The 19,427-nt window shown below is 69.7% G+C and carries 15 protein-coding genes and 1 pseudogene; 6 read left to right on the forward strand and 10 right to left on the reverse strand.

Going from position 1 to position 19,427, the window contains the following annotated elements:
- Positions 1-10 precede the first annotated feature (10 nt).
- On the forward strand, positions 11-1,159 hold the full coding sequence (locus tag C5O27_RS06285; RefSeq protein WP_127962210.1) for a glycosyltransferase family 4 protein: 1,149 nt from the start codon (positions 11-13) through the stop codon (positions 1,157-1,159).
- Here the strand turns inward: C5O27_RS06285 and C5O27_RS06290 are convergent.
- Positions 1,125-2,840, reverse strand: coding sequence for an MmpA family trehalose lipid delivery protein (locus C5O27_RS06290; protein WP_127962211.1), 1,716 nt, complete (start codon positions 2,838-2,840; stop codon positions 1,125-1,127). The two genes, C5O27_RS06285 and C5O27_RS06290, sit on opposite strands and share 35 nt — an antisense overlap.
- Positions 2,841-2,855: 15 nt before the next feature.
- Positions 2,856-3,791 (reverse strand): HpcH/HpaI aldolase/citrate lyase family protein, encoded by a 936-nt coding sequence (locus tag C5O27_RS06295; RefSeq protein WP_005196473.1) that lies wholly within the window; start codon positions 3,789-3,791, stop codon positions 2,856-2,858.
- A gap of 111 nt (positions 3,792-3,902) precedes the next feature.
- Between C5O27_RS06295 and C5O27_RS06300 the strand changes: the two genes are divergently transcribed.
- Together C5O27_RS06300 and C5O27_RS06305 are read left to right on the forward strand one after the other, a co-directional pair.
- Positions 3,903-5,093, forward strand: a complete 1,191-nt coding sequence (locus C5O27_RS06300) for a lipopolysaccharide biosynthesis protein (protein ID WP_208651442.1) — start codon at positions 3,903-3,905, stop codon at positions 5,091-5,093.
- Between the two features lie 57 nt (positions 5,094-5,150).
- Positions 5,151-5,621: an SRPBCC family protein gene (locus tag C5O27_RS06305; RefSeq protein WP_006357104.1), complete on the forward strand. Its 471-nt coding sequence runs from the start codon at positions 5,151-5,153 to the stop codon at positions 5,619-5,621.
- Positions 5,622-5,624: 3 nt separating this feature from the next.
- Here C5O27_RS06305 and pgfA read toward each other — a convergent pair whose 3' ends face one another.
- Positions 5,625-6,827, reverse strand: a complete 1,203-nt coding sequence (gene pgfA, locus C5O27_RS06310; protein WP_208651444.1) for a cell envelope lipid trafficking protein PgfA — start codon at positions 6,825-6,827, stop codon at positions 5,625-5,627.
- A 44-nt stretch (positions 6,828-6,871) separates the two neighbouring features.
- On the opposite strand from pgfA, the gene C5O27_RS06315 reads away from it, so the two are divergent.
- The gene (locus tag C5O27_RS06315; RefSeq protein WP_164905306.1) at positions 6,872-8,206 is read left to right on the forward strand and encodes an acyltransferase family protein; all 1,335 of its coding nucleotides are present in this window, start codon (positions 6,872-6,874) and stop codon (positions 8,204-8,206) included.
- An 827-nt stretch (positions 8,207-9,033) separates the two neighbouring features.
- Here C5O27_RS06315 and C5O27_RS23195 read toward each other — a convergent pair.
- The 5 genes and pseudogenes from C5O27_RS23195 to C5O27_RS06340 form a co-directional block, all read right to left on the reverse strand.
- Positions 9,034-12,312: pseudogene (locus tag C5O27_RS23195) on the reverse strand (DUF3367 domain-containing protein); the annotation flags it as partial.
- A 106-nt stretch (positions 12,313-12,418) separates the two neighbouring features.
- Complete coding sequence (locus C5O27_RS06325) at positions 12,419-12,619, reverse strand: DUF2613 domain-containing protein (RefSeq protein WP_005196483.1); 201 nt, start codon at positions 12,617-12,619, stop codon at positions 12,419-12,421.
- Between the two features lie 80 nt (positions 12,620-12,699).
- Entirely contained in the window at positions 12,700-13,422 is a 723-nt protein-coding gene (locus C5O27_RS06330) for a DJ-1/PfpI family protein (RefSeq protein WP_127962214.1), read from the reverse strand.
- A 37-nt stretch (positions 13,423-13,459) separates the two neighbouring features.
- On the reverse strand, positions 13,460-14,425 hold the full coding sequence (locus C5O27_RS06335) for a GlxA family transcriptional regulator (protein WP_127962215.1): 966 nt from the start codon (positions 14,423-14,425) through the stop codon (positions 13,460-13,462).
- Positions 14,426-14,492: 67 nt separating this feature from the next.
- Complete coding sequence (locus C5O27_RS06340; protein ID WP_006357110.1) at positions 14,493-15,050, reverse strand: universal stress protein; 558 nt, start codon at positions 15,048-15,050, stop codon at positions 14,493-14,495.
- 29 nt (positions 15,051-15,079) lie between these two features.
- Here C5O27_RS06340 and C5O27_RS06345 point away from each other — a divergent pair, with 29 nt between their 5' ends.
- Together C5O27_RS06345 and C5O27_RS06350 are read left to right on the forward strand one after the other, a co-directional pair.
- Complete coding sequence (locus C5O27_RS06345) at positions 15,080-16,279, forward strand: glycoside hydrolase family 3 N-terminal domain-containing protein (RefSeq protein ID WP_127962216.1); 1,200 nt, start codon at positions 15,080-15,082, stop codon at positions 16,277-16,279.
- 99 nt (positions 16,280-16,378) lie between these two features.
- Complete coding sequence (locus C5O27_RS06350; protein WP_035753849.1) at positions 16,379-16,981, forward strand: TetR/AcrR family transcriptional regulator; 603 nt, start codon at positions 16,379-16,381, stop codon at positions 16,979-16,981.
- 114 nt (positions 16,982-17,095) lie between these two features.
- Here C5O27_RS06350 and C5O27_RS06355 read toward each other — a convergent pair whose 3' ends face one another.
- Positions 17,096-17,983 (reverse strand): MaoC/PaaZ C-terminal domain-containing protein, encoded by an 888-nt coding sequence (locus tag C5O27_RS06355; protein WP_127962217.1) that lies wholly within the window; start codon positions 17,981-17,983, stop codon positions 17,096-17,098.
- Positions 17,983-19,347 (reverse strand): 3-oxoacyl-ACP reductase, encoded by a 1,365-nt coding sequence (locus C5O27_RS06360; RefSeq protein ID WP_006357114.1) that lies wholly within the window; start codon positions 19,345-19,347, stop codon positions 17,983-17,985. Before C5O27_RS06360 ends, C5O27_RS06355 begins: the two co-directional genes overlap by 1 nt.
- Between the last annotated feature and the right edge of the window lie 80 nt (positions 19,348-19,427).

Genomic DNA, 19,427 nt, shown 5'->3' on the forward strand with positions numbered 1-19,427 from the left:
CTGTCGTGCGATGCGCGTACCTTCCGACGTCCTGCTGCTGTGCTGGCGGGATACCCGCCACCCTCAGGGCGGTGGCAGTGAGACTTATCTGGAACGCGTCGGCGCCGAACTGGCCCGACGCGGCGCCCGCGTCACCTTCCTGACCTCGGCGTATCCGGGCGCCGCCGAGGAGGAGTACCGCGACGGCATGCGGTTCGTGCGCGCCGGCGGGCGGATCAGCGTCTACCCGCGCATGCTGGCGACGATCCTGGCCGGTCGCCTCGGCTTCGGACCGCTCCGGGACTGTCGGCCGGAGGTCGTCGTCGACACCCAGAACGGGGTGCCGTTCTTCGCGACCGCCGTCACCTCGGCGCCGACCGTGGTGCTGGTCCACCATTGCCACCGCGAACAATGGCCGGTCGCCGGCCGGTTGCTCGGGCACGTCGGCTGGTTCATCGAGTCACGACTCTCGCCGAGGGTCCATCGCCGGAACCGCTATGTCACGGTGTCCACGCCGTCGAAGGCCGAGCTCGTCGCGCTCGGCGTCGACGCGGATCGGATCTCCGTCGTGCGCAACGGCATCGACCCCGTCCCCACCGGTGCAGTGCTCGCCGTGCGGCCGTCTGACGACGCCGGCGAGCCGGTGCGTCTGTGTGTCCTGTCGCGCCTGGTGCCGCACAAGCAGGTCGAGGACGCGCTGACGGTCCTGGCTCAGCTGCGACGTTCCGGAATCGACGTCGAGCTCGATGTCATCGGTGGCGGCTGGTGGTCCGACGAACTGCGCTCGGCGGCCACCGAACTCGAAGTCGCCGACGCGGTCACCTTCCACGGCCACGTCGGTGAGGAACGGAAGCACGAGCTGCTCTCGCAGGCCAGGGTCCACCTCATGCCCTCGCGCAAAGAGGGGTGGGGTCTGGCGGTCGTCGAAGCCGCGCAGCACGGGGTCCCGACCATCGGCTACCGCAGCTCGGTCGGTCTCACCGACTCCATCGACGACGGCAACACCGGTCTGCTCGTCGACGGGGTCGACGAACTGGTCAGCGCCACACGGAAACTCATCGACAACCCGGACGAGGCCCAGCGACTCGGGGACAACGCGCGGGTACGCGCGGGGCGCTACTCCTGGGCGGCCACCTGCGACGGGTTCATCGAGACGTTCGACGTCGTTCTCGCGCGCTGACGACGAGCGCACCCGCGACGCCGGCGACCAGCATCGCCGCCCAGAGAAGGTGTGCGGCGATCGCCAGCGCCCGATCGGTGGCTCCCGCACCATGATCGGCCGGATCGTCTACCCGGTACAGCCGCAGATCGTCCCCGTCGTGGACGAGGCGCGCGTCCGCCGCGAGCCGAGCGGGCGGGGAATCGTTCTCGACGAGAACCCAACCCACACCGAGCGTCGCGAGATCATCGGGGGCGCCGCCGGCTTCGAGCGCCGACGCCACGGCCGCAGCGTGCTCGCTCGGCGGATCGACGACCTCGCCGTCAACGGTCAGTGCGCCCGACTCGATCACCGGGGCCCGCAGCATCCGCGCCGCGGGATCCAGCGAGACGCCATCTGCGAACCGGTAGTGCCGCACGGTGTCCGCGGGCCACAGGGCCACCGATCCCTGATCGCCGGGCACGATCTCCGCCACCGCGGCCCAGTCGTCGGGGTAGGCCACCGGCCGCACCGAACCACCGGCGCCCCAGGCGAGATCGGGCAGCGGGGCGACGACGAGTAACACGACCCCGACGAACGCGAAGCCCGACGGCACGCGCCGGCAGGCCGCCGCGACCGCACCGGCCACGGCCAGCGTGACCCCGGGGACGAGCAGTGCGGAGAACTTCTGGGTGTCGCGGAGCAGACCGGCACCGGGGACGTGTTCGACCGCGAACTCCAGCAACCACTCTCCCGGACCGAAGCTGCCGCCGATCAGCAGAACCGCGACGGCGACAGACAGTGCGGCGATTCCTCGCACCAGCGGATCGAGGGTCGTCCGACGACGGAAGAGGTGGACGGCGCCCATCGCGACCACGAGCAGCAGGCACAGCGTCGCGATCGCCGCCCACCAGATGGAGCGACTGGTGGGCACCGCATCAGCGTTCCAGATGCCGCCCAGCGAAAGGACGGTTCCCACCGGTCCCAGGCCCGGCTCCGACCGGAGGCCGAACGCATCGACGCCGGCGGCGGCGGAAGTCGTGGTGGCGTCGCTGATCACGGCCGTCACGACCCACGACAGAGTGCTCAGGACCCACAGTCCGGCGGCGATGAGTGCGGGGCGCAGGCCGACCGGACGGCACCCGAGCCCCACGATCAGCACGACCCCGGCGAGCACCGATCCCGTCGGTGTCAACCCCGCAGCGGCCAGCAAACCACCCAGCCGGAGAAACCGCGCCGCGTCGTGGTGATCCCGAAGTTCCGATGCCGCAACGAGAATCCAGCCCAGCGCGGCGTACCCGACCAGCAGACTCCAGTGCCCCTGCAGGAGACGTTCGGCGACATAGGGATTCCAGATCGCCGCGAGAGCGGCGGCCGCCGCGCCCGTACGCCCGGCGCCGGGGACGAGCCGGAATGCCAATCGGCCGAAGCCGACACCCGCGAACACCAAGGCGGCCAGCAGGATCGCGGTGACCACCGTGCCACCGTCGACCACTGTCGACGCCATCGCGACGAACCAGTCCTGCGGCACCGCGCGCGGCGGTAGGTCACCGATGCCCAACGTGGTGTCGGTGACATGGGTACGCGGCGTCGACACCGCGTCCCGGTACAGCAGGTAACCGGGTCCGACGCCGATCGATCCGGGGAGCAGCGGCGCCAGGACGGCCACGGCCGCAACGGCACTCACCAGGTAGAGCGTCGGGAGCAACCGTCCGGAGAACACCGCGGCCCGGGTGGCTCAGAAGTGGTGGGTGTCCGACGGCGCGGGTGCGTGCACCGGGTCGTCGTCGAACTCCGACTCGGTGATGCCGTAGGCGCGCGCGAGGTCGAGGATCTTGGTGGCGCGTGCGATGCGGGGGAGGTCCGAACCGTTGCGGATCTCCCCGCCGTCGCGCTCGAACTCCGCGAAGAACTCCCGCGCCCAGGTGATCTCGTCCTGGGACGGCGACAGGCCCTCGTTGACCGGGGCGCATTGCGCGGGCGTCAGGCAGATCTTGCCGGTCATGCCGAACTCCGCACTCACCGCGGTGGCCTCGCTCAGTTTGAGGGCGCTCGAACCGACGGTCGGGCCGTCGATGGCACTGGGAAGGTGAGCGGCCTTGGCGGCGATGGTGAATCGCGACCGGGCGTAGGCGAGGGTCTGCGGGCTGTCGCCGAAGCCGGTATCCCGGCGGAAGTCACCGATACCGAAGGCGAGGCGGAAGGTGCCCTTGGCGGAGGCGATCTCGCTGATCCGCTCGAGTCCGCGGGCGGTCTCGACGAGAGCGACGATCGGGAGGCCCGGTAGGCGCTTGGCGGTCTCGGTCACGTGGTCGACGGACTCGACCATCGCCAGCATCACGCCGCCGATCGCGGTCTGGGCGAGTGCCTCGAGGTCATCGGCCCACCACGGGGTGCCGAAGCCGTTGATGCGGACCCATTCACCCGCGCCGGGGCCGGAGCCGTCCTTGGGGCCGATCCAGCGCACGACGTTGTTCCGCGCCTCGACCTTGTCCTTGGGAGCCACGGCGTCTTCGATGTCGAGCACGACGATGTCGGCGCGCGAGCGAGCCGCCGGCTCGAACTTCGCGTAGTGGGCGCCGTTGACCAGGAGCCAGCTTCGGGCCAGCACCGGATCGATACGCGAACCGACATCGGTCGATTCGGTGTCGTAGGTCGTGTTGTCGTCGTACATCGATATCTCTCGTTCGTGAATTCTGCAGCCTACCCATCGTTGCCTATGGCCGATGACCGGTGCAAAGCACCCTGTGCGCGCGAGCCGGTACCAACTCGGCACACTTGTGCCATGCAGCAGACCCGTCCGACCCGGCGACAAGGGGCCTCGTCGGGAACCGTCGGCGCCGTCGGGTCGGTCGCCGTCGGATCGATGGTCGCCAACATCTGCATGTACGTGGTGCATCTCGCGGCGAGCGCGCGGTACCTGGACGTCAGCGAGTACGGCGAATTCGCGGTCCTGCTGTCGGCGATGCTCGTGCTGGGTGTGCCCGCACTGGCGCTGCAGAACGTCGTCGCCCGCGAGGTGGTCCTGGGCTGCGACGAGCGCCGTCTGCGGCGGGTGGGGATTCAGACGACCCTGTATGTGGTCCTCCTGGTCGCGGTCGCCACACCGCTGGTCGCCCTGCTGATGCGCACCGATGCGGTGACGACGCTGGCCGCCCTCGGCGCTGCCCCGTTGCTGGCGCTGATCGCCGCAGGTCAAGGCATCCTGCAGGGGCGCGGCGAGTTCCGGACGTTGTCGTGGGTGCTGGCCGCGGTCGGGATCCTGCGCTCGATGCCGATCGTCGGCGCCTTCGTGCTGGGCGCCGGTCCTGCGGGTGGGTTGCTGGCCGGGACCATCGGCGCCGCGGTGTCGGCGGTCGTGGTCTGGGCGGTCGTCGGGAGGGTCGGGGAGCGGGTGTCGGACGCGGGCACGGTCGGGGTTCTCAGCGTCGTCCGCGCGTCGCAGGTGCAGCTGGTGCTGATCGTGGCGTCGTCGGTGGATCTCCTGCTGTCGCCCCGGGTTCTCGACGCCGAGTCGGTCGGGGTGTACGCGCTCGGCGCGATCGCCACCAAGGTCGCGTTCTGGCTGCCCCAGGCCATCGGCGTCGTCTTCTACCCACGCCTCGCCGACCCCGCCCGGTCTCGGGTCTCGCTGCGGCAGGCGGTGGCGGTGGTCGCCGGCGTTGGCGTGGTCCTGACCCTGGGCGCCGGGCTCGCGGGCCCGTTGGTGCCGATCGTCTTCGGCGACGGTTACGACGAACTCGTCCCGCTCCTGTGGCTCTTCGCCTACATCGGCGCGGCCCTGTCCGTGCTCCAGGTGGTGCTGCTGTCGACGATCGCCCGCGATCGCACCCGGGTGTCCTTCGTGACCTGGATCGTCGTGGGGCTCGAGGTGGTGGTCATCCTCACCGTCGCCGGCTCGGTGGTCGGGATGGCGGCCACCGCGGCCGTCGCGGTGACGATCGCGGCCGTCGTCACGTGGGCGCTCACCCGCTGATCGTCGAGTCTCAGCAGGGACGTTGCCGAGCTCCGGATGTTTCGGCAGGGTGGACAGATGAGCGACAACGGAGTCACCAAGGTCACTGTCCAACGAGTCATCGAGGCACCGGTCGACGCGGTGTTCGACGTCCTCTCCAATCCCGAGAGGCATCAGGCACTCGACGGTTCGGGGTTCATCCGCGGCGTCGACCACGCCGATCGCATCCAGAACGTCGGTGAAGTGTTCACGATGAACATGGCGGGCGACCACATGGGCGGCGAGTACAAGACCGACAACCACGTCACCGGGTACGCCAAGGACAAGCTGCTGGCGTGGAAGACGACTCCCGCCGGCACCGAGCCTCCCGGCTGGGAGTGGTTGTGGGAGCTGGAAGCCCAGGGCCCCAACGAGACGCTGGTCCGGCACACCTACGACTGGTCGAAGGTCACCGACAAGAAGCTCCTCGAGCAGGTGAAGTTCCCGCTCGTGACCGAGGCCCAGCTCGAGGACACCCTCGGCCGTCTTGCGGCCGAGGCTGCTTCCTGAGTTCTATCCGTCGGTTCCGGCGGTGCCACCGCCGCCGGACCGCCGGAACCTCGCGGGCATCCACGCCGGGTTGATCAGGAGCGCCCCGACGACCAGCGCGGCGACGCCGAGGACGCCGGTCACGATCGGCACGATACGACCCCAGATCGTGATCGGCGTCGCGAGATCCGAAGCCAGACGCGACATCTGGGACTGTGTCGTGTCGTCGTAGGAGAAGGTCGCCTGCAGGTGCGGCAGCCGGAAGTCCGCCGGCACACCGGGAGTGCCGTCGGGGAAGGCGTAGAACTCGTCGACGGTGATCTTCGCGTCGACGATCGTGCCCGTCCGCGGTTCGACGGCCAGGTCCCACGAACTGCGGTGTCGCAGAGTGGCAGTCAGGTCGCGGCGCGGGCCGTCGATGCCGAACCACGATGCCGGCCGGGTGATGACGACATCCGTGCCGACCGGCCTGCCGAGCGCGGCCCGGGCGAGGTCGGTCTCGGGGACCTCGGCGCGGAACCGGGCGACGTCCTTGCCGACGACCTCGGTGTCGCCGTCGTACTTCAGGGGCACGGTCGTCCGCGTGACGACGTCGAAGAACTCGTGGTCGGTCAGGCGGGTGTCGAAGGGCAGCAGGTAGGTGAAACCGCGGCGGTCGGGCACCAGCACCGGCGCCTGATTGCTGTCGTACTGGATTTCCGACGCCCCGCGCGCGGACAGCTGCGGTTCGGCGGTCTCCCGGTCGAGGGTCACCCGGTCCTTGACCGCGTTGACCGTGGCGTCGTTGCAGGCGTCCGGCGAATCGGCGTCGGCGCCACTGCCGGGCCGCGGGTCCTCCGGCTCCACCGCCCGGTCGTCGATGCGCAGCGTCTCGGCCTGGACCGAGGTGCCGGCCTGCAGCGTGACCCGATGTTCGTCGGACGGCTGGACCGCGACGACCCGCTGCTGGCGGACCAGATCGGCGTCGAGTGTCCGTGCCGCGGGTGTCGCCAGCGAGCAGCGGTCGAGGATCGTCGCGTCCTCGGCGGTGGCCACCGTGGTGAAGTCGGTGCTCAGCGGGATCTCGCGGAAGTTGCCGACGAGCAGTGTCGGCAGCGCGATGGTCACCGCGACGAGGAAGCTGCCGATGAAGATGAGCGTCGGTCCGGCCAGATCCGCGGTCGACCAGCGGTGAGGTGCGGACTGTTCCACCGCGGATGGGGGCACCGGGGACGGCTCCGAAGACATGGTGGCGAGGGTAGTGGATGCCACCGGGCTACCCTGTCACCAGCATGACCAGCACCGACTCCGCCCGCGACTCAGTCGCAGCATCGAACACCGATTCCCGCTCCGGCGCGCCGCACTCCGATGAGGCCGCCGGTCCGGCGGCCACGTCGCGACGCTTCTACCCGCAACTCGAGGGCATGCGTGCGCTCGCCGCGATCGGCGTCCTGATCACGCACGTGGCCTTCCAGACGCGGGCCGTCGAGATCGCGGTCCTCGGCCCCGTCCTCGGTCGCCTCGACCTTGCCGTCGCGCTGTTCTTCGGGCTCTCCGGGTTCCTCCTGTGGCGGCCGTGGGTCGACGCCGCGCACCGAGGTGCCGGGCATCCGTCGATCCCGCGGTATCTCAAGCACCGCGCCGTCCGCATCTGGCCCGCGTACGTCGTGGTCGTCGTGCTGGTGCTTCTTCTCCTGCCGGAGGCCCAGGGCGCCGACTTCGACGTCTGGCTCGCCAACCTCACCCTGACCCAGGTCTTCGCGCCCCTGACGCTGACCGCGGGACTCACCCAGATGTGGAGCCTGTCGGTCGAGATCGCCTTCTACGCGCTGCTCCCGCTCGTAGGTCTCGCACTGGTGCGGTTGCGGGGCCGACAAGCTGGTGCGCGCATCCCGGTGCTTGTGGTGCTCGGCGTTCTCAGCCTCGGCTGGGCCTGGGTCGGCACCTCGCTCCCCGTCGCCGATGGTGTGGAGACCAAGAACTGGGTGTTCGGTCACCTGCCGTGGTTCGTCGCCGGCCTGATCCTCGCCGAGGTCGCCGGCGTGCTCGACACCGCAGGAGCGCCACGCGGGCGGTGGATGAACCTGGCGATACGGCTCAGCGCGAACCGGTGGCTGATGTTCGGGGTCCTCGTCGTCGCCTACGGGCTGGCGTGCACCCGCTTCGCCGGTCCGACCGGTCTCGGCGACGTCACCAACATCGAGTTCGTCGCCAAGATGACTCTCGGTGCGCTGTGCGGCTACGCGCTTCTCGCGCCGCTCGTCTGCAACCCGGGGCCGTTCCGGTTCCTCACCTCACGCGTGATGCTCGCGCTGGGACGCTGGTCCTACGGCATCTTCATCTGGCACGTCGCGGTCCTCGCAGTAGTCTTTCCGCTGTTCGGCATCGTGCCGTTCAACGGCAACACTCTCCTGGTCCTGGTGATCACTCTGGGACTCTCGGTCGGGATCGCCGCGGCGTCTTACGCCTTCGTCGAGGAACCGGCGCGGAACTGGTTGCGCAACCGCGACACCCGACGACGCAGCCGGCCGGCTGCTGCTTCCTCGTCGGCGGATTCTTCGGATTCCCCGGCCGACCAGAACACCAGCCAGCCGGTCATCAGCACCGAGATCAACGCGGGCAACTGAACCCACCACTCCCAGCCGTGGTAGCCGCCGGCGGCGTGCCACGGACCGGCGGTCAGGCCGACGGTCGCGAGCATCATCATCGCGAAGGTCGTTGTCACCCCGGCTTTCGGCGGGATCGCCGCGGCGACCACACCCACCCCGATGCCCACGGCCAGGCCCCACCAGCCCGACAACAACCACGACGCACCGAGAATCCCCAGACCGGCAGCCATCAGGGTGAACCGCCCGGTGGTCACGGTTCGCGGTTCGGCGACGGCCTCCCGTCGCGAGGACGGCCACCATGCCGCGACGAGCAGCAGGGCCATCAGCACGAGTCCGACGACAAGCGACCAGCGGTACAGCGAGTCGAACCGGTAGGTGAGCTCGACCGTGCCCGACGCCCCGGCCGGCACGATCCAGCCCTGCTGCCAGCCGTTCACGACCACCGGCGACAACTCCCGGCCGTCGACCCGCGCGACCCAGCCCGGGTTGGTGGATTCGGGGACCACGAGCAGGCGTTCGGGACCGGAATCGATCTGCACCGCACGACTCGCCGCGGTCCACTCGGAAACGTCCGGCGTGGTCGTCGCGGCGCCGTCCACCGGCGACCCGACCGTCAGTGACACGGCGTCGACGGTGAACGCCTGACCGGGATTGACGGACACCTCCTGCTGCCCGGCGGGCAACCGCAGCTCGCCCGGCGTGCAGGCACGGGCCACCACTGGTTCCCCGGAACGCAGTGCGGCCGTGGTGGTCCGCGCGGAGATCCCGACCACCTGACCGGCGGCGGTGATGCCGAGGCCATCGCCGCAGCGGATCTCGACGACCCGGTCACCGTCAGCGGGTGCGCGCGGTGCCGGGAAGACCTCGACCTCGGCGATGCCCGGTGGTGCGGGCGTCGCGAAGCCGAGGCTGTTGACGTCGATCAGGTCGCGCTGTTCGCGGATGGTGATCTCGATGCGGTCGGTGATCGCCGGGTCGAGCCGCAGGACGCCGTCCTTGCCGACCTCACGGATCTGTTCGCCGGTGCCGAGATCGACGGCGACCTCGGTCGGGGTGGCCGGGTAGTCGCCTGGGGCAACGAGTTTCACTGATTCGACGCGCTGCTCGGCGGGCAGGTGGACGACCAGGGTCGGCGTGGCGTCGTCGGCCGGCTCTTCGTCGTCCTCGCGATCCTCGGGCTTCTCCTCGTCGGGGATCTGCGGCGCGGTCCACGTGGTGCCGGGGTCGCCGTCGACGGCCGCGGCCGGGCTGCCGCGGGGGTCGGTGACCGGTCGCGGTCCGGTGGCCGTCATGCCGCCCGGTGTGGCGAGCAGTCGATCGAGTGCGGCGCCGGGACGTGGCCGGAGAACGGCCGACGGGGTGACCGCGGTGTCCTGGGGAACCGACAGGGCGCGGCTGAACACCGACGACGTCTCCGGCGACAGGCCGAGGCCCGGTGCGCAGCGAGTCTTCTCGCGAGCCGGATCGGCGACGCACCAGGCCCGCCCGTTGAGTTCGGAGTACAGCAGCCACTGGGCGACGGTGGTGCCCGCCCCGAGTTCGGGCAGGACGACGCGGTGTCTGATCTGCAGCGGCGTGGAGGTCCGCAGGTTCGACACCTCCACCTCACCGAGGGCGAACTGGTTTCCGGCGGTGCCGTCCTCGGTGCGCAGGGCGCGGATCTGAATCCAACGGGTCGGGCCGCTCGGGGCGGTCACCGTCGTCGGCTCACCCGGCTCGAGCCCCGACGCCACGGTGCTGCCGGCCTCCGTGGTGATCAGGACGCTGGTCACGTCCGAGCCGAGGGCCTTCGCGGTGGTCAGCGACAACGCGAGATCCGTCTGGGAAGTGGTGAACCCGATCCGCATCCACCGGCCGACGGCCCCTTCGAGTCCGCCGCTGACCCAGGCCGTCTGGGGGTTGCCGTCGAAGGCCGCGGCGGGGGAGTTCGCCGGCGAGGTCTGTCCCGGTTGCACCGCGTCCGATGCCGAGCCCGACGTCGTGACCTCGATCTCGCCACTCCGGTTGTCCAGCAGCCATTCCCCGCGGACGAGCGGCTGATCGTCGACCGGGTAGTCGGCGGCCGCGTTCTGCGTGCGCCGCGGGTCGTCGGCCGACCGGATGGCGGAGCTGTGGTCGTCGACCCGTCCGAAGTCGGTTTCGCGGTCGCTCGGGGTGTCGGTGACGATGAGTGGGCCGTCGGCGATCCCGGCGCGTCGGGCATCGGCGTCGAGCAGGACCGGTCCGAGAGGCGGAAGGCCTTGTCGTGCACGTACTTCGGCGAGCGCCGCGATGGCCTCCGGGCCGCCGGCCACGCGCGGGATGCCCCGCTCGTCGACGAGGAGGGGGCCGGTGCCGTCGAATCCCGTCGCCTCGACCGCATAGATCTGGACGGCGGGCATGGTGGGTCGCAAACCGTTGTCGCGCATCACGCCCCGGACGCTCGGCGGTCCGACCTGGGGACCGAACTGTGCCACCCGCGTCAAGCCGGGGGAGGTGTCGAGTGCCTGCTGCGCGAGGAGGGGTCGCGCGGACCGGGAGGTCTCGGGGTCGAGATCTGCGCGCAGCACGACGAAGCCCACGCCCTGCTGGGCGAGGGTCTCGGCCAGGCCGGGTGACCCCCGGCCGGCGGCGATCTCGCGTTGCACGGAGTCGAGTGCGCGGATGGCTCCGGGCGGGGTCAGCGGGATGGCGTCGCGCACGGCCCACGGGGCGTCGGCGAGCGGTTGCAGGGGTTCGTCGCGGGTGAGACCCCACAGCTGATCGGCGAACGGCGCGCCCGGGACGACGAGGGCGCGCGCTGGTGGCGAGTCGTCGGGGCGAGCGCTGTGTTCGGACAACCAGTCCGCGGTCTGCTTCCAGTGGTTCGGGATCGCGGTGTAGGTGCCGGCGGGAGCGAGCTGACCGGTCCAGATGAGCGACCCGGCGCCGATGACCGCCACCAGCAGCACGATGGCCGCGGCCACCGGGCGGGATCGCTGGGGATGTGCGAAGGCCGAGAGTGTCTCCCGAACGGAGACGGTGCCGGGCAACGGGACCCGTGCCAGCAGGTGCGCGACACCGAGTACCAGCGGGATGCGGATGAAGGGTTCGAACTTGTGGATGTTGCGCAGCGGCGCACCCGAACCGTCGAGGAACACCCGGACCTGCTCGGCGATCGGCGACCCGAGACCCCCGGCGAAGCCGACACACATGACCACCAGGCCCACGCCCAGGATCGCCACGAGGCGACCGCGGAACGGCATGTGCCGCATGCACAGACCGGCGAGTCCCGCAGCGGCGATCGTGCCGGTGGCCAGTACCGCGGCCGGTTGGGTGACGAGGACCGCGCCGGCGACACGCTCGGTCGAGACGAACGGGGTCCACGAGCTCGCGCCGCGCATGACCTCGGTCAGCGACGTCCACTGCGTCGTGACGCGGGCGGACTCGATGTAATCCAGGAAGGGCGGGCTGACGCGGGACAAGATGAGCAGCGGGACGATCCACCACGCGCACGCCAGGAACAGGCCCAGGGCGGTCCAGGCACCGAAGCGCCACCAGCGGCGGTCTCGTGGCCGGTGCAGAAGCCACCACATGGCCGCGACGCCGAGCGCGGCGGCCGTGGCGACCGCGTTCACCGCACCCATCAGGGCGACGGCAGCCGCTGACCGTGCGGCCTCCCGCCAGAGCGGCCGACCATCGGAGGCAGAGGCGTCGAGCGCCCGGATCACCGGCAGCAGGACCCAGGGCGCCAGCATCATCGGCAGCGTCTCCGACGAGATCGAGCCGAGGGTGGTGAGGACGCGCGGACTCAGGACGAAGACGACGCCCGCGAAGATCCGCGACGCGGGTGAGCCCAGTCGCAACGCCTCCGCGACACGCACGATGCCGACGAAGCCGACGGTGAGGAGCAACGCCCACCACAACCGCTGGACGATCCAGGGCGGGACCGACAGCAGATCACCGAGGGCGAAGAAGGCGCCGTGCGGGAAGAAGTATCCGTACGCCTGGTTCTGGACCTGCCCCATCGGGGCATTCGGGGTCCACAGGTGCGCCGCCCGCGCGAGGAACCCGAGCGGGTTCGCCGTCAGGTCGAGCTTGGTGTCGGCGGCGATCTGGCCCGGGGACTGCAGCAGGCAGACGATCAGCGCGATCGCGGCAGCCACACCGATCCCACGTGCCGACAGGACACCTGTGGAAGCGGTGGTCGATGTACTACTCAGTTGCTGCTGCCGTCAGAAGGGCCCCGACGCCGAGCATCGGGGGCGGGCGTCAGTTGGTCTCGCCCGCGCCGCCGCGCGATCCGTAGTCGACCGAACCCTGGACGAATCCGCTGTTCGGATTGATGTTGTTCAGGTCCGTCGACGGGCTGTTCTCGGAGGCGAGGAACCCGCCGAGGAACACCGCGCCGAGTCCCACCAGGATGCCGGCCACTCCGGCGACGGCGCCGGCCACAAGGCGGTTGTTGGTCATGGCGAAGAAACTACCATCGCGCGGTGTCGCACCTCGGTGTCACCCGCGCATGTCCGGCGGTTCGGGCACGGGTTTCGACATCAGCGGCGCGAGCGGACCTTCGCCAGCGTGCGATCCCACAGCAGTTGGGTGCTCAGTTTCAGCACCTCTGGCTTGTGGACATCGCGGCTGAGCAGCAGCGTCGACGCCGTGATCGTGCCGGTCGACGCCTTCGACCGGTGGCCGGAGTCCAGATGCGGTTGCGGGTCGTATTCGATGGCGAGCTGGATCGCCTCGGCCTTCTTCGTCCCGGCGATCTCGTCGGCGAGCCACAGCGCGAGGTCGATGCCGGCGGAGACACCGGCCGCGGTCACGATGCGTTCGTCGGGGCCGGCGCGCACGATGCGCTCGTCCGGCACCGCGGTCACGCCGTAGAGGGACAGCGCGGTCAACGACGACCAGTGGGTGGTCGCGCGGAGACCGTCCAGCAGCCCGGCGGCAGCCAGGACCACCGAGCCGGTGCAGACCGACGTCGTCCAGTGCGCGCCCGGGCTGACAGCACGCAGCCAGTCCAGGAGCTTCTCGTCCTTCGCCGCGCCGAAACACCCCGGGCCGCCGGGGACGAGGATCAGATCGGGTGACGGCGTCTCGTCGAACGAATGCGTCGCACCGATGAGGAGAACACCGGAATCGGCGACGACCGGTCCGGCCTCGTGCGTGACGAACCGGACCTCCGCGTCGGGAAGCATGCGCAGCACCTCGTAGGGGCCGATGAGGTCGAGGGCGGTGAACCGCGGGTAGAGGACGATCGCGATCTGCGTCATGGGTGTGCCTGTCTGTTCGGTAATGGTGGTGCGGTGGTCAGCGAAAGGTCTTGCGATAGTGGTCGGGGGAAACGCCGAGGCGTCGGATGAACGTGCGGCGCAACGACTCCGAGGAGCCGAATCCGCAGCGCGCGGCGATCACCGGCATGGTGTCGGAGGATTCGGTCAATGCACGACGAGCCGCGTCGGTGCGGACCCGCTCGATGTAGTCGCTGGGCGGTTCGCCGGTCTCCTCGGTGAAGACGCGGGAGAAATGGCGAGGACTCATCGCGGCTTCCTGCGCGAGGTCGTGAAGCCGGTGGGGCAGTCCGGGTTCGGCCTCGATGCGTTGCTGCGCGTCGCGGATCACGTCGCGGCGCGCCCGTGGCATCCACACCGGCGGAGCGAACTGGCTCTGCCCGCCGGGGCGCCGCATGTAGAGGACCAGCCAGCGGGCGACCAGCTGGGCGAGCTCGGTGCCATGGTCCTCTTCGACGACGGCGAGGGCGAGGTCGATGCCCGCGGTGACACCGGCCGACGTCCAGACGTGATCGGAGCTGCGGACGAACAGCGCCTCGGCGTCGACCTGCACCGTCGGGTATCGCTCGGCGAGGTGCTCGGCCATGGCCCAGTGCGTCGCCGCGCGCCGGCCGTCGAGGAGACCGGCCTCGGCGGCCAGGAAGGCGCCGTTGCAGACGCTGATGACGCGCCGCGCCCGGGTGGCCGCCTCCCGAATCCACTCGATGAGTTCGGCGTCGTCGACGGCCCGGTGGACGCCCATGCCGCCGGGCAGCAGCAGGGTGTCGACGGGTTCGGCGGGGTCTGGCAGTGCGTGGGCGACGAACTGCAGTCCGACGCCGGTGTCGATCGGCTGCCCGTGCTGCGACACCAACCGCAGGTCATAGGTGACGGGCGACCCCTGATCACGCAGGGCGATCGACGCGGTGGTGAAGACGTCGGCCGGTCCCGTCACGTCGAGCGACTGGACCCCGGGGAACCCGAGAACCAGCACGGTTCGTGTCATGAGCTCATCCTGGCCGACACGGCTCACGTCGTCCAGGTCATGCATCCCACACTTGAGGACATCGGGACTAGAGCGTCAGCTCTGGTTCCCGCTCGCACTTGGCCGGGACGATGAACACCGGTCGATGGCAGTGTTTGAGGACGCGTTCGGCGACGCTGGACCGCAGCAATGCCTTGAGGCCCGACGCCCCGCGGGTCCCGGTGACGAGCAGATCGACGTCGAGCGCCTCGGCGGCGGCGACGAGAGCGCCCCACACCGTCGACTCGACCTCGACGAGCGTGCCCTTCGTCGACAGGCCGCATTCGCGGGCCAGAGCCACGCCGCGTTCGTTGATCTTCGCGGCCTCGTCCTCGAGGGCGCGGTCGACCCCGGCGTCGAGTTGCGTGTCGACGAACGGCTGCATGCCGCCGGCGAGGGTGGACATCCGGGCGGGTGTCATGCCGCCGGGTTGCCAGGCGGTGACGACGACGGCGGATTCGGCGCGCAGGAAGTGTCCGGCATAACGGATCGCACGATCGGCGTTCGGTGAGCCGTCGTAGGCGATCATCAACGTCTGTCCGGCGCGATTGGCACCGCGACCGCTGGGGGCGGTCGCGGACCCGGCCGAGATGGACCCCACGTCCATTTGCTCAGGTTACATGCCAGACTCGAGCCATGGGCCCAACTCGACGACCTCGCTGGATTCGGAACGCGCTGACGACTGCGACGGTCGCGGCATTGGGTCTCGGTCTCGTCGCCTGTGATTCGTCGACGCCCGAATCCGCGCCGCCCACACCGTCCGCGTACAGCTCGCCCACGGCGTCCCCGTCGTCGGTGGCCGCGACGACCACTCCTGTCGCAAACGCTTGTGGCGCGGAACAACTCGCGAAGCTCACGCTGCGGCAGAAGCTGGCCCAGCTGATCGTCGTGGGTGTCACGGGCGCCGGCGACGCGCAGCAGATCGTGGAGGACGAGCAGATCGGCGGGATCTTCGTCGGGAGCTGGACCGACAAGGCGATCCTGACGAGTGGTGCGGCATCACGGATCTCGCAGAACTCGTCGATCCCGCTGATGGTCACCGTCGACCAGGAGGGCGGTCGGGTGTCGCGGCTGTCGGCGCTCGGCATCGACCACGCCTCGCCGCGTGAACTGGCGCAGACCAAGACTCCCGCCCAGGTGAAGGAGATCGCCGCCGGCGTCGGTCGTCAGCTCAAGAAGCTCGGCGTGACCGTCGACTTCGCGCCCGTGGCCGACGTCAGCGACGAATCCGACAACGAGGTCATCGGCGATCGCTCGTTCAGTAACGACCCGGCGGTTGTCACCGAGTACGCGGCCGCCTACGCCGCCGGCCTCGCCGAGGCCGGAATCACGCCGGTGTACAAGCACTTTCCCGGCCACGGCCACGGCTCGGGCGATTCGCACCTCGGCGTGGTGACGGTGCCGTCGCTCGCCGAACTGCAGAACAGTGACCTCGTGCCCTTCCGCAATCTGCTGCGCGACCCGGGTCCAGCGGGCGTCATGGTCGGCCACCTCATCGTGCCCGGTCTGACCGAGGGCCTGCCGTCGTCCATCAGTCGGCCGGCCATCCAGATGCTGCGGACGGGTGAGGGTTACAACGGTCCGCGGTACAACGGCGTGATCTACTCCGACGACCTGTCGGGCATGGCGGCGATCAGTCAGCGCTACCCGATCGAGCAGGCGGTCGAGAAGTTCATCCTCGCCGGCGGCGACGTCGCGCTGTGGCTGTCCACCGACCGCGTCCCGTCGGTCCTCGACAACCTCGAGACCGCGGTGAAACGCGGACGCCTCGCTCCCGCGCGCCTCGATGCGAAGGTGACACGCATCCTCCGGTCGAAAGGCGTCATCACCTGCTGAGTAATCTGTCGTGGGCGGCCCGAGCGAACGTTAAACTTACCGATTGGTAAGTTTATTGGGTATGGTCCTTCGGACACGACAGTGAGGATGGAGGCGGCCATGTCGGGCGGAACCAAGCGCCTGCCGCGTGCGGTGCGGGAGCAGCAGATGCTCGACGCCGCCGTGAAGGTGTTCGCGCAGAACGGTTTCCGCGAGACCTCGATGGATGCCATCGCGTCCGAGGCGCAGATCTCCAAGCCGATGCTGTACCTGTACTACGGCTCCAAGGAGGAGCTGTTCAGCGCCTGCATCGCCCGTGAGTCCGGACTCTTCATCGACGCGATGAGCGTCGGCTTCGACCCGTCACTCACCCAGCGCGAGCAGGCCGTCACCGTCATCCGTGAGTTCCTCCGCTTCGTGCACGAGAACCGCGAGTCGTGGCGTGTGCTGTACCGCGTCGCGATCGGGACCGCGAGCTTCGCCGGCATCGTCTCCGACAGTCGCCAGCGCGTGACGGAGATGGTCGCCGCGCTCATCAAGGCCGGCACCACCGTGGAGACCGCCGGCGACATCGACTTCGAACTCACCGCCGTCGCCATCGTCGGCGCCTGCGAGGCGGTCGCCGACCGCATCACCGAGGGCGACGTCGACCTCGACAAGGCCACCAACATGCTCGTCGGCATCGCCTGGCGCGGCCTGAAGGGTGTCGGTACCGACATCTGAGCAGCGAGCTCGCGAGCGTATCGAAGGGTCGCTCACTCGATCCGTTCCCGCTCACGCGATCCGTTCCCGCTCACGCGAATCGGGTGAGCGGGAACGGAAACGGTGAGCGAAGAATCAGCCCTTCCGTGTGGTCGCGGTGAGGTGCGGGAATCCCTTGCGACGGTCGCGGATCGCGATGTCGAAGTTGCCCTCGCCGTCGATGCGGCGGGTGTAGAGGTTCACCTTGGCGGGCAGCAGGATCGGCTTGCCGAACTTGACGTCGTAGGTGACCGCGCCGGGCAGCTGGGCCTCGACGTTCGCGATCGCCGCTGCGGCGCTCCACATCCCGTGGGCGATCGCCTTGGGGAAGCCGAAGGCCTTGGCGGTCAGGTTCGCCATGTGGATCGGGTTGCGGTCGCCCGATGCGGCGGCGTACTCGCGGATGCGTCCCAGGTCCACGGACAGAACCGAATCCGGCGGCGGCGGGGTCTTCGACTTCGGCTCGGGACCGCGCGGCTCGTCGGACAGGCTGGTCCGCTGCTGCTTGAGGAAGGTCGCCGTCTGCCTGGTCACCAGTTCGGTGCCGACGCTGATCTCGCTGATGACGTCGACGAGGATGCCCTTGCGATGCTCACGCAGGTTCTCGGCATGGGTCTCGATGGACAGCGGATCGCCGACCTCGATCGGTCGCTTCCGCTCGATCGTGTTCGTCATGTGGACCGAACCGATTGCGCCGAAAGGGAACTCGTCCGACGTCAGCAGCTTCATGACCACCGGGAACTGCAGCACGAACGGGTACGTCACCGGCAGGGTGGCGCCGAAGCGCTGACCGGTCGCGTGGCAATACGCCTGCAGCGCAGCGGGATCGACACGTACGTCGTCGAGTCGGTAGTGCGTGTCGGGTAGGGGTGCATCGGCCGGGACGCGGGCGGGCTTGCCGATGCCCGGCAGCATCCCGGTGACGGCCTTGCCGTAGAGCTCGCCGGTGCCGGGGGCACCGGGAAGAGTGATCGTCTTACCCATCACGCACCCAGGAATCCCTGGCCGCAGACGCGGACCACGTTGCCGGTGATGGCGGAGCTCGCCGGGTTGGCGAAGTAGGCGACGGTCTCGGCGACGTCGACGGTCTGGCCGCCCTGCTGCAGCGAGCTCATCAGGCGACCGGCCTCGCGGGTGGCCAGCGGGATCGCCGCGGTCATCTTGGTCTCGATGAAGCCGGGGGCGACGGCGTTGATGGTGATGCCCTTCTCGCCCAGGATCGGCGCGTAGGCGTCGACCAGGCCGATGACACCGGCCTTCGATGCGCCGTAGTTGGTCTGGCCGCGGTTACCGGCGATGCCGGCGATCGACGACACGTCGATGACGGCGCCGCCCTCACGGAGTGCACCCTTCTCCAGCAGCTTCTCGACGAGGGTCTGCGGAGCGATGAGGTTCACCGCGATGACGGCGTCCCAGCGGGCGTCGTCCATGTTGGCGAGCAGCTTGTCGCGGGTGATGCCGGCGTTGTTGACGATGATGTCGATGCCGCCGTGGCGCTCGAGGGCGTGCTCGGCGAGCTTGTCGCCGGCGTCGGGAGCGGTCACATCCAGCGGGAACGCGGTGCCGCCGACCTTGTTGGCCGTCTCCGACAGCGCGTCCCCGGCCTGCGGGACGTCGGCGGCGATGACGTGGGCGCCGTCGCGGGCGAGGACCTCGGCGATGGTCGCGCCGATGCCGCGGGCGGCGCCGGTCACCACGGCGACCTTGCCCTCCAGCGGACGATCCCAGTCCTTCGGGGCGGTCGCGTCGGCCGAACCGACGCGGATGACCTGTGCGTCGACGAAAGCGGACTTGGCCGACAGCACGAAGCGTACGGTCGATTCCAGGCCGCTCAGACCGGTCTGGGCGTCCGGCGAGACGTACACGAGCTGGACGGTTGAGCCCTTGAGCAGCTCCTTGCCGAGCGAGCGGGTGAAGCCCTCGAGGGCCCGCTGTGCGACGCGCTCGGACGGATCGGTCACCAGCTCCGGCGTGGTTCCGATGACCAGGAAGCGCGCGCACGGCGCGGTTGAGCGCATGGCCGGCTGGAAGAACTCGAACAACTGACGCAGCTCGGCCGGGGAGGTGATGCCGGTGGCGTCGAAGACCAGGCCGCCGTACTTGTCGGCGCTACGGCCGGTCAGGGCGTTCTGGATGAGGTCGTAATCGTCGCCCGAGAGCATCTCCCGGAGCGGTTCGACGAGGCGCCCCGAGCCTCCGAGCAGCACCGGACCCGGCAGCGGCGGCTCCGACGGCTTGTACCGCCGCAGGGGCGGCGGGACGGGGAGGCCGGCCTGCTTGGCGATGAAAGCGCCCGGGCCGGAATGGACGAAGCTCGAGTACAGGCCAGTTGTTCCGTTGGCGGCCATGTTGGATCTCCTCTGACTGTCGTTCGACAACGAACTTACTGTTGAGTAAGAATACGCTATAGATACCGCACACGACCCTG

This window comes from Gordonia alkanivorans, from assembly GCF_004011905.1.
Taxonomy (GTDB): Bacteria; Actinomycetota; Actinomycetes; order Mycobacteriales; family Mycobacteriaceae; genus Gordonia; species Gordonia alkanivorans.

Excerpts from the sequence above, each read along its gene's own strand:
- C5O27_RS06285 (WP_127962210.1), top strand. The coding sequence starts at position 11 with ATGCGCGTACCTTCCGACGTCCTGCTGCTGTGCTGGCGGGATACCCGC.
- C5O27_RS06295 (WP_005196473.1), bottom strand. The coding sequence starts at position 3,791 with ATGTACGACGACAACACGACCTACGACACCGAATCGACCGATGTCGGT.
- C5O27_RS06300 (WP_208651442.1), top strand. The coding sequence starts at position 3,903 with ATGCAGCAGACCCGTCCGACCCGGCGACAAGGGGCCTCGTCGGGAACC.
- C5O27_RS06305 (WP_006357104.1), top strand. The coding sequence starts at position 5,151 with ATGAGCGACAACGGAGTCACCAAGGTCACTGTCCAACGAGTCATCGAG.
- pgfA (WP_208651444.1), bottom strand. The coding sequence starts at position 6,827 with ATGTCTTCGGAGCCGTCCCCGGTGCCCCCATCCGCGGTGGAACAGTCC.
- C5O27_RS06315 (WP_164905306.1), top strand. The coding sequence starts at position 6,872 with ATGACCAGCACCGACTCCGCCCGCGACTCAGTCGCAGCATCGAACACC.
- C5O27_RS06325 (WP_005196483.1), bottom strand. The coding sequence starts at position 12,619 with ATGACCAACAACCGCCTTGTGGCCGGCGCCGTCGCCGGAGTGGCCGGC.
- C5O27_RS06330 (WP_127962214.1), bottom strand. The coding sequence starts at position 13,422 with ATGACGCAGATCGCGATCGTCCTCTACCCGCGGTTCACCGCCCTCGAC.
- C5O27_RS06335 (WP_127962215.1), bottom strand. The coding sequence starts at position 14,425 with ATGACACGAACCGTGCTGGTTCTCGGGTTCCCCGGGGTCCAGTCGCTC.
- C5O27_RS06340 (WP_006357110.1), bottom strand. The coding sequence starts at position 15,050 with ATGGACGTGGGGTCCATCTCGGCCGGGTCCGCGACCGCCCCCAGCGGT.
- C5O27_RS06345 (WP_127962216.1), top strand. The coding sequence starts at position 15,080 with ATGGGCCCAACTCGACGACCTCGCTGGATTCGGAACGCGCTGACGACT.
- C5O27_RS06350 (WP_035753849.1), top strand. The coding sequence starts at position 16,379 with ATGTCGGGCGGAACCAAGCGCCTGCCGCGTGCGGTGCGGGAGCAGCAG.
- C5O27_RS06355 (WP_127962217.1), bottom strand. The coding sequence starts at position 17,983 with ATGGGTAAGACGATCACTCTTCCCGGTGCCCCCGGCACCGGCGAGCTC.
- C5O27_RS06360 (WP_006357114.1), bottom strand. The coding sequence starts at position 19,347 with ATGGCCGCCAACGGAACAACTGGCCTGTACTCGAGCTTCGTCCATTCC.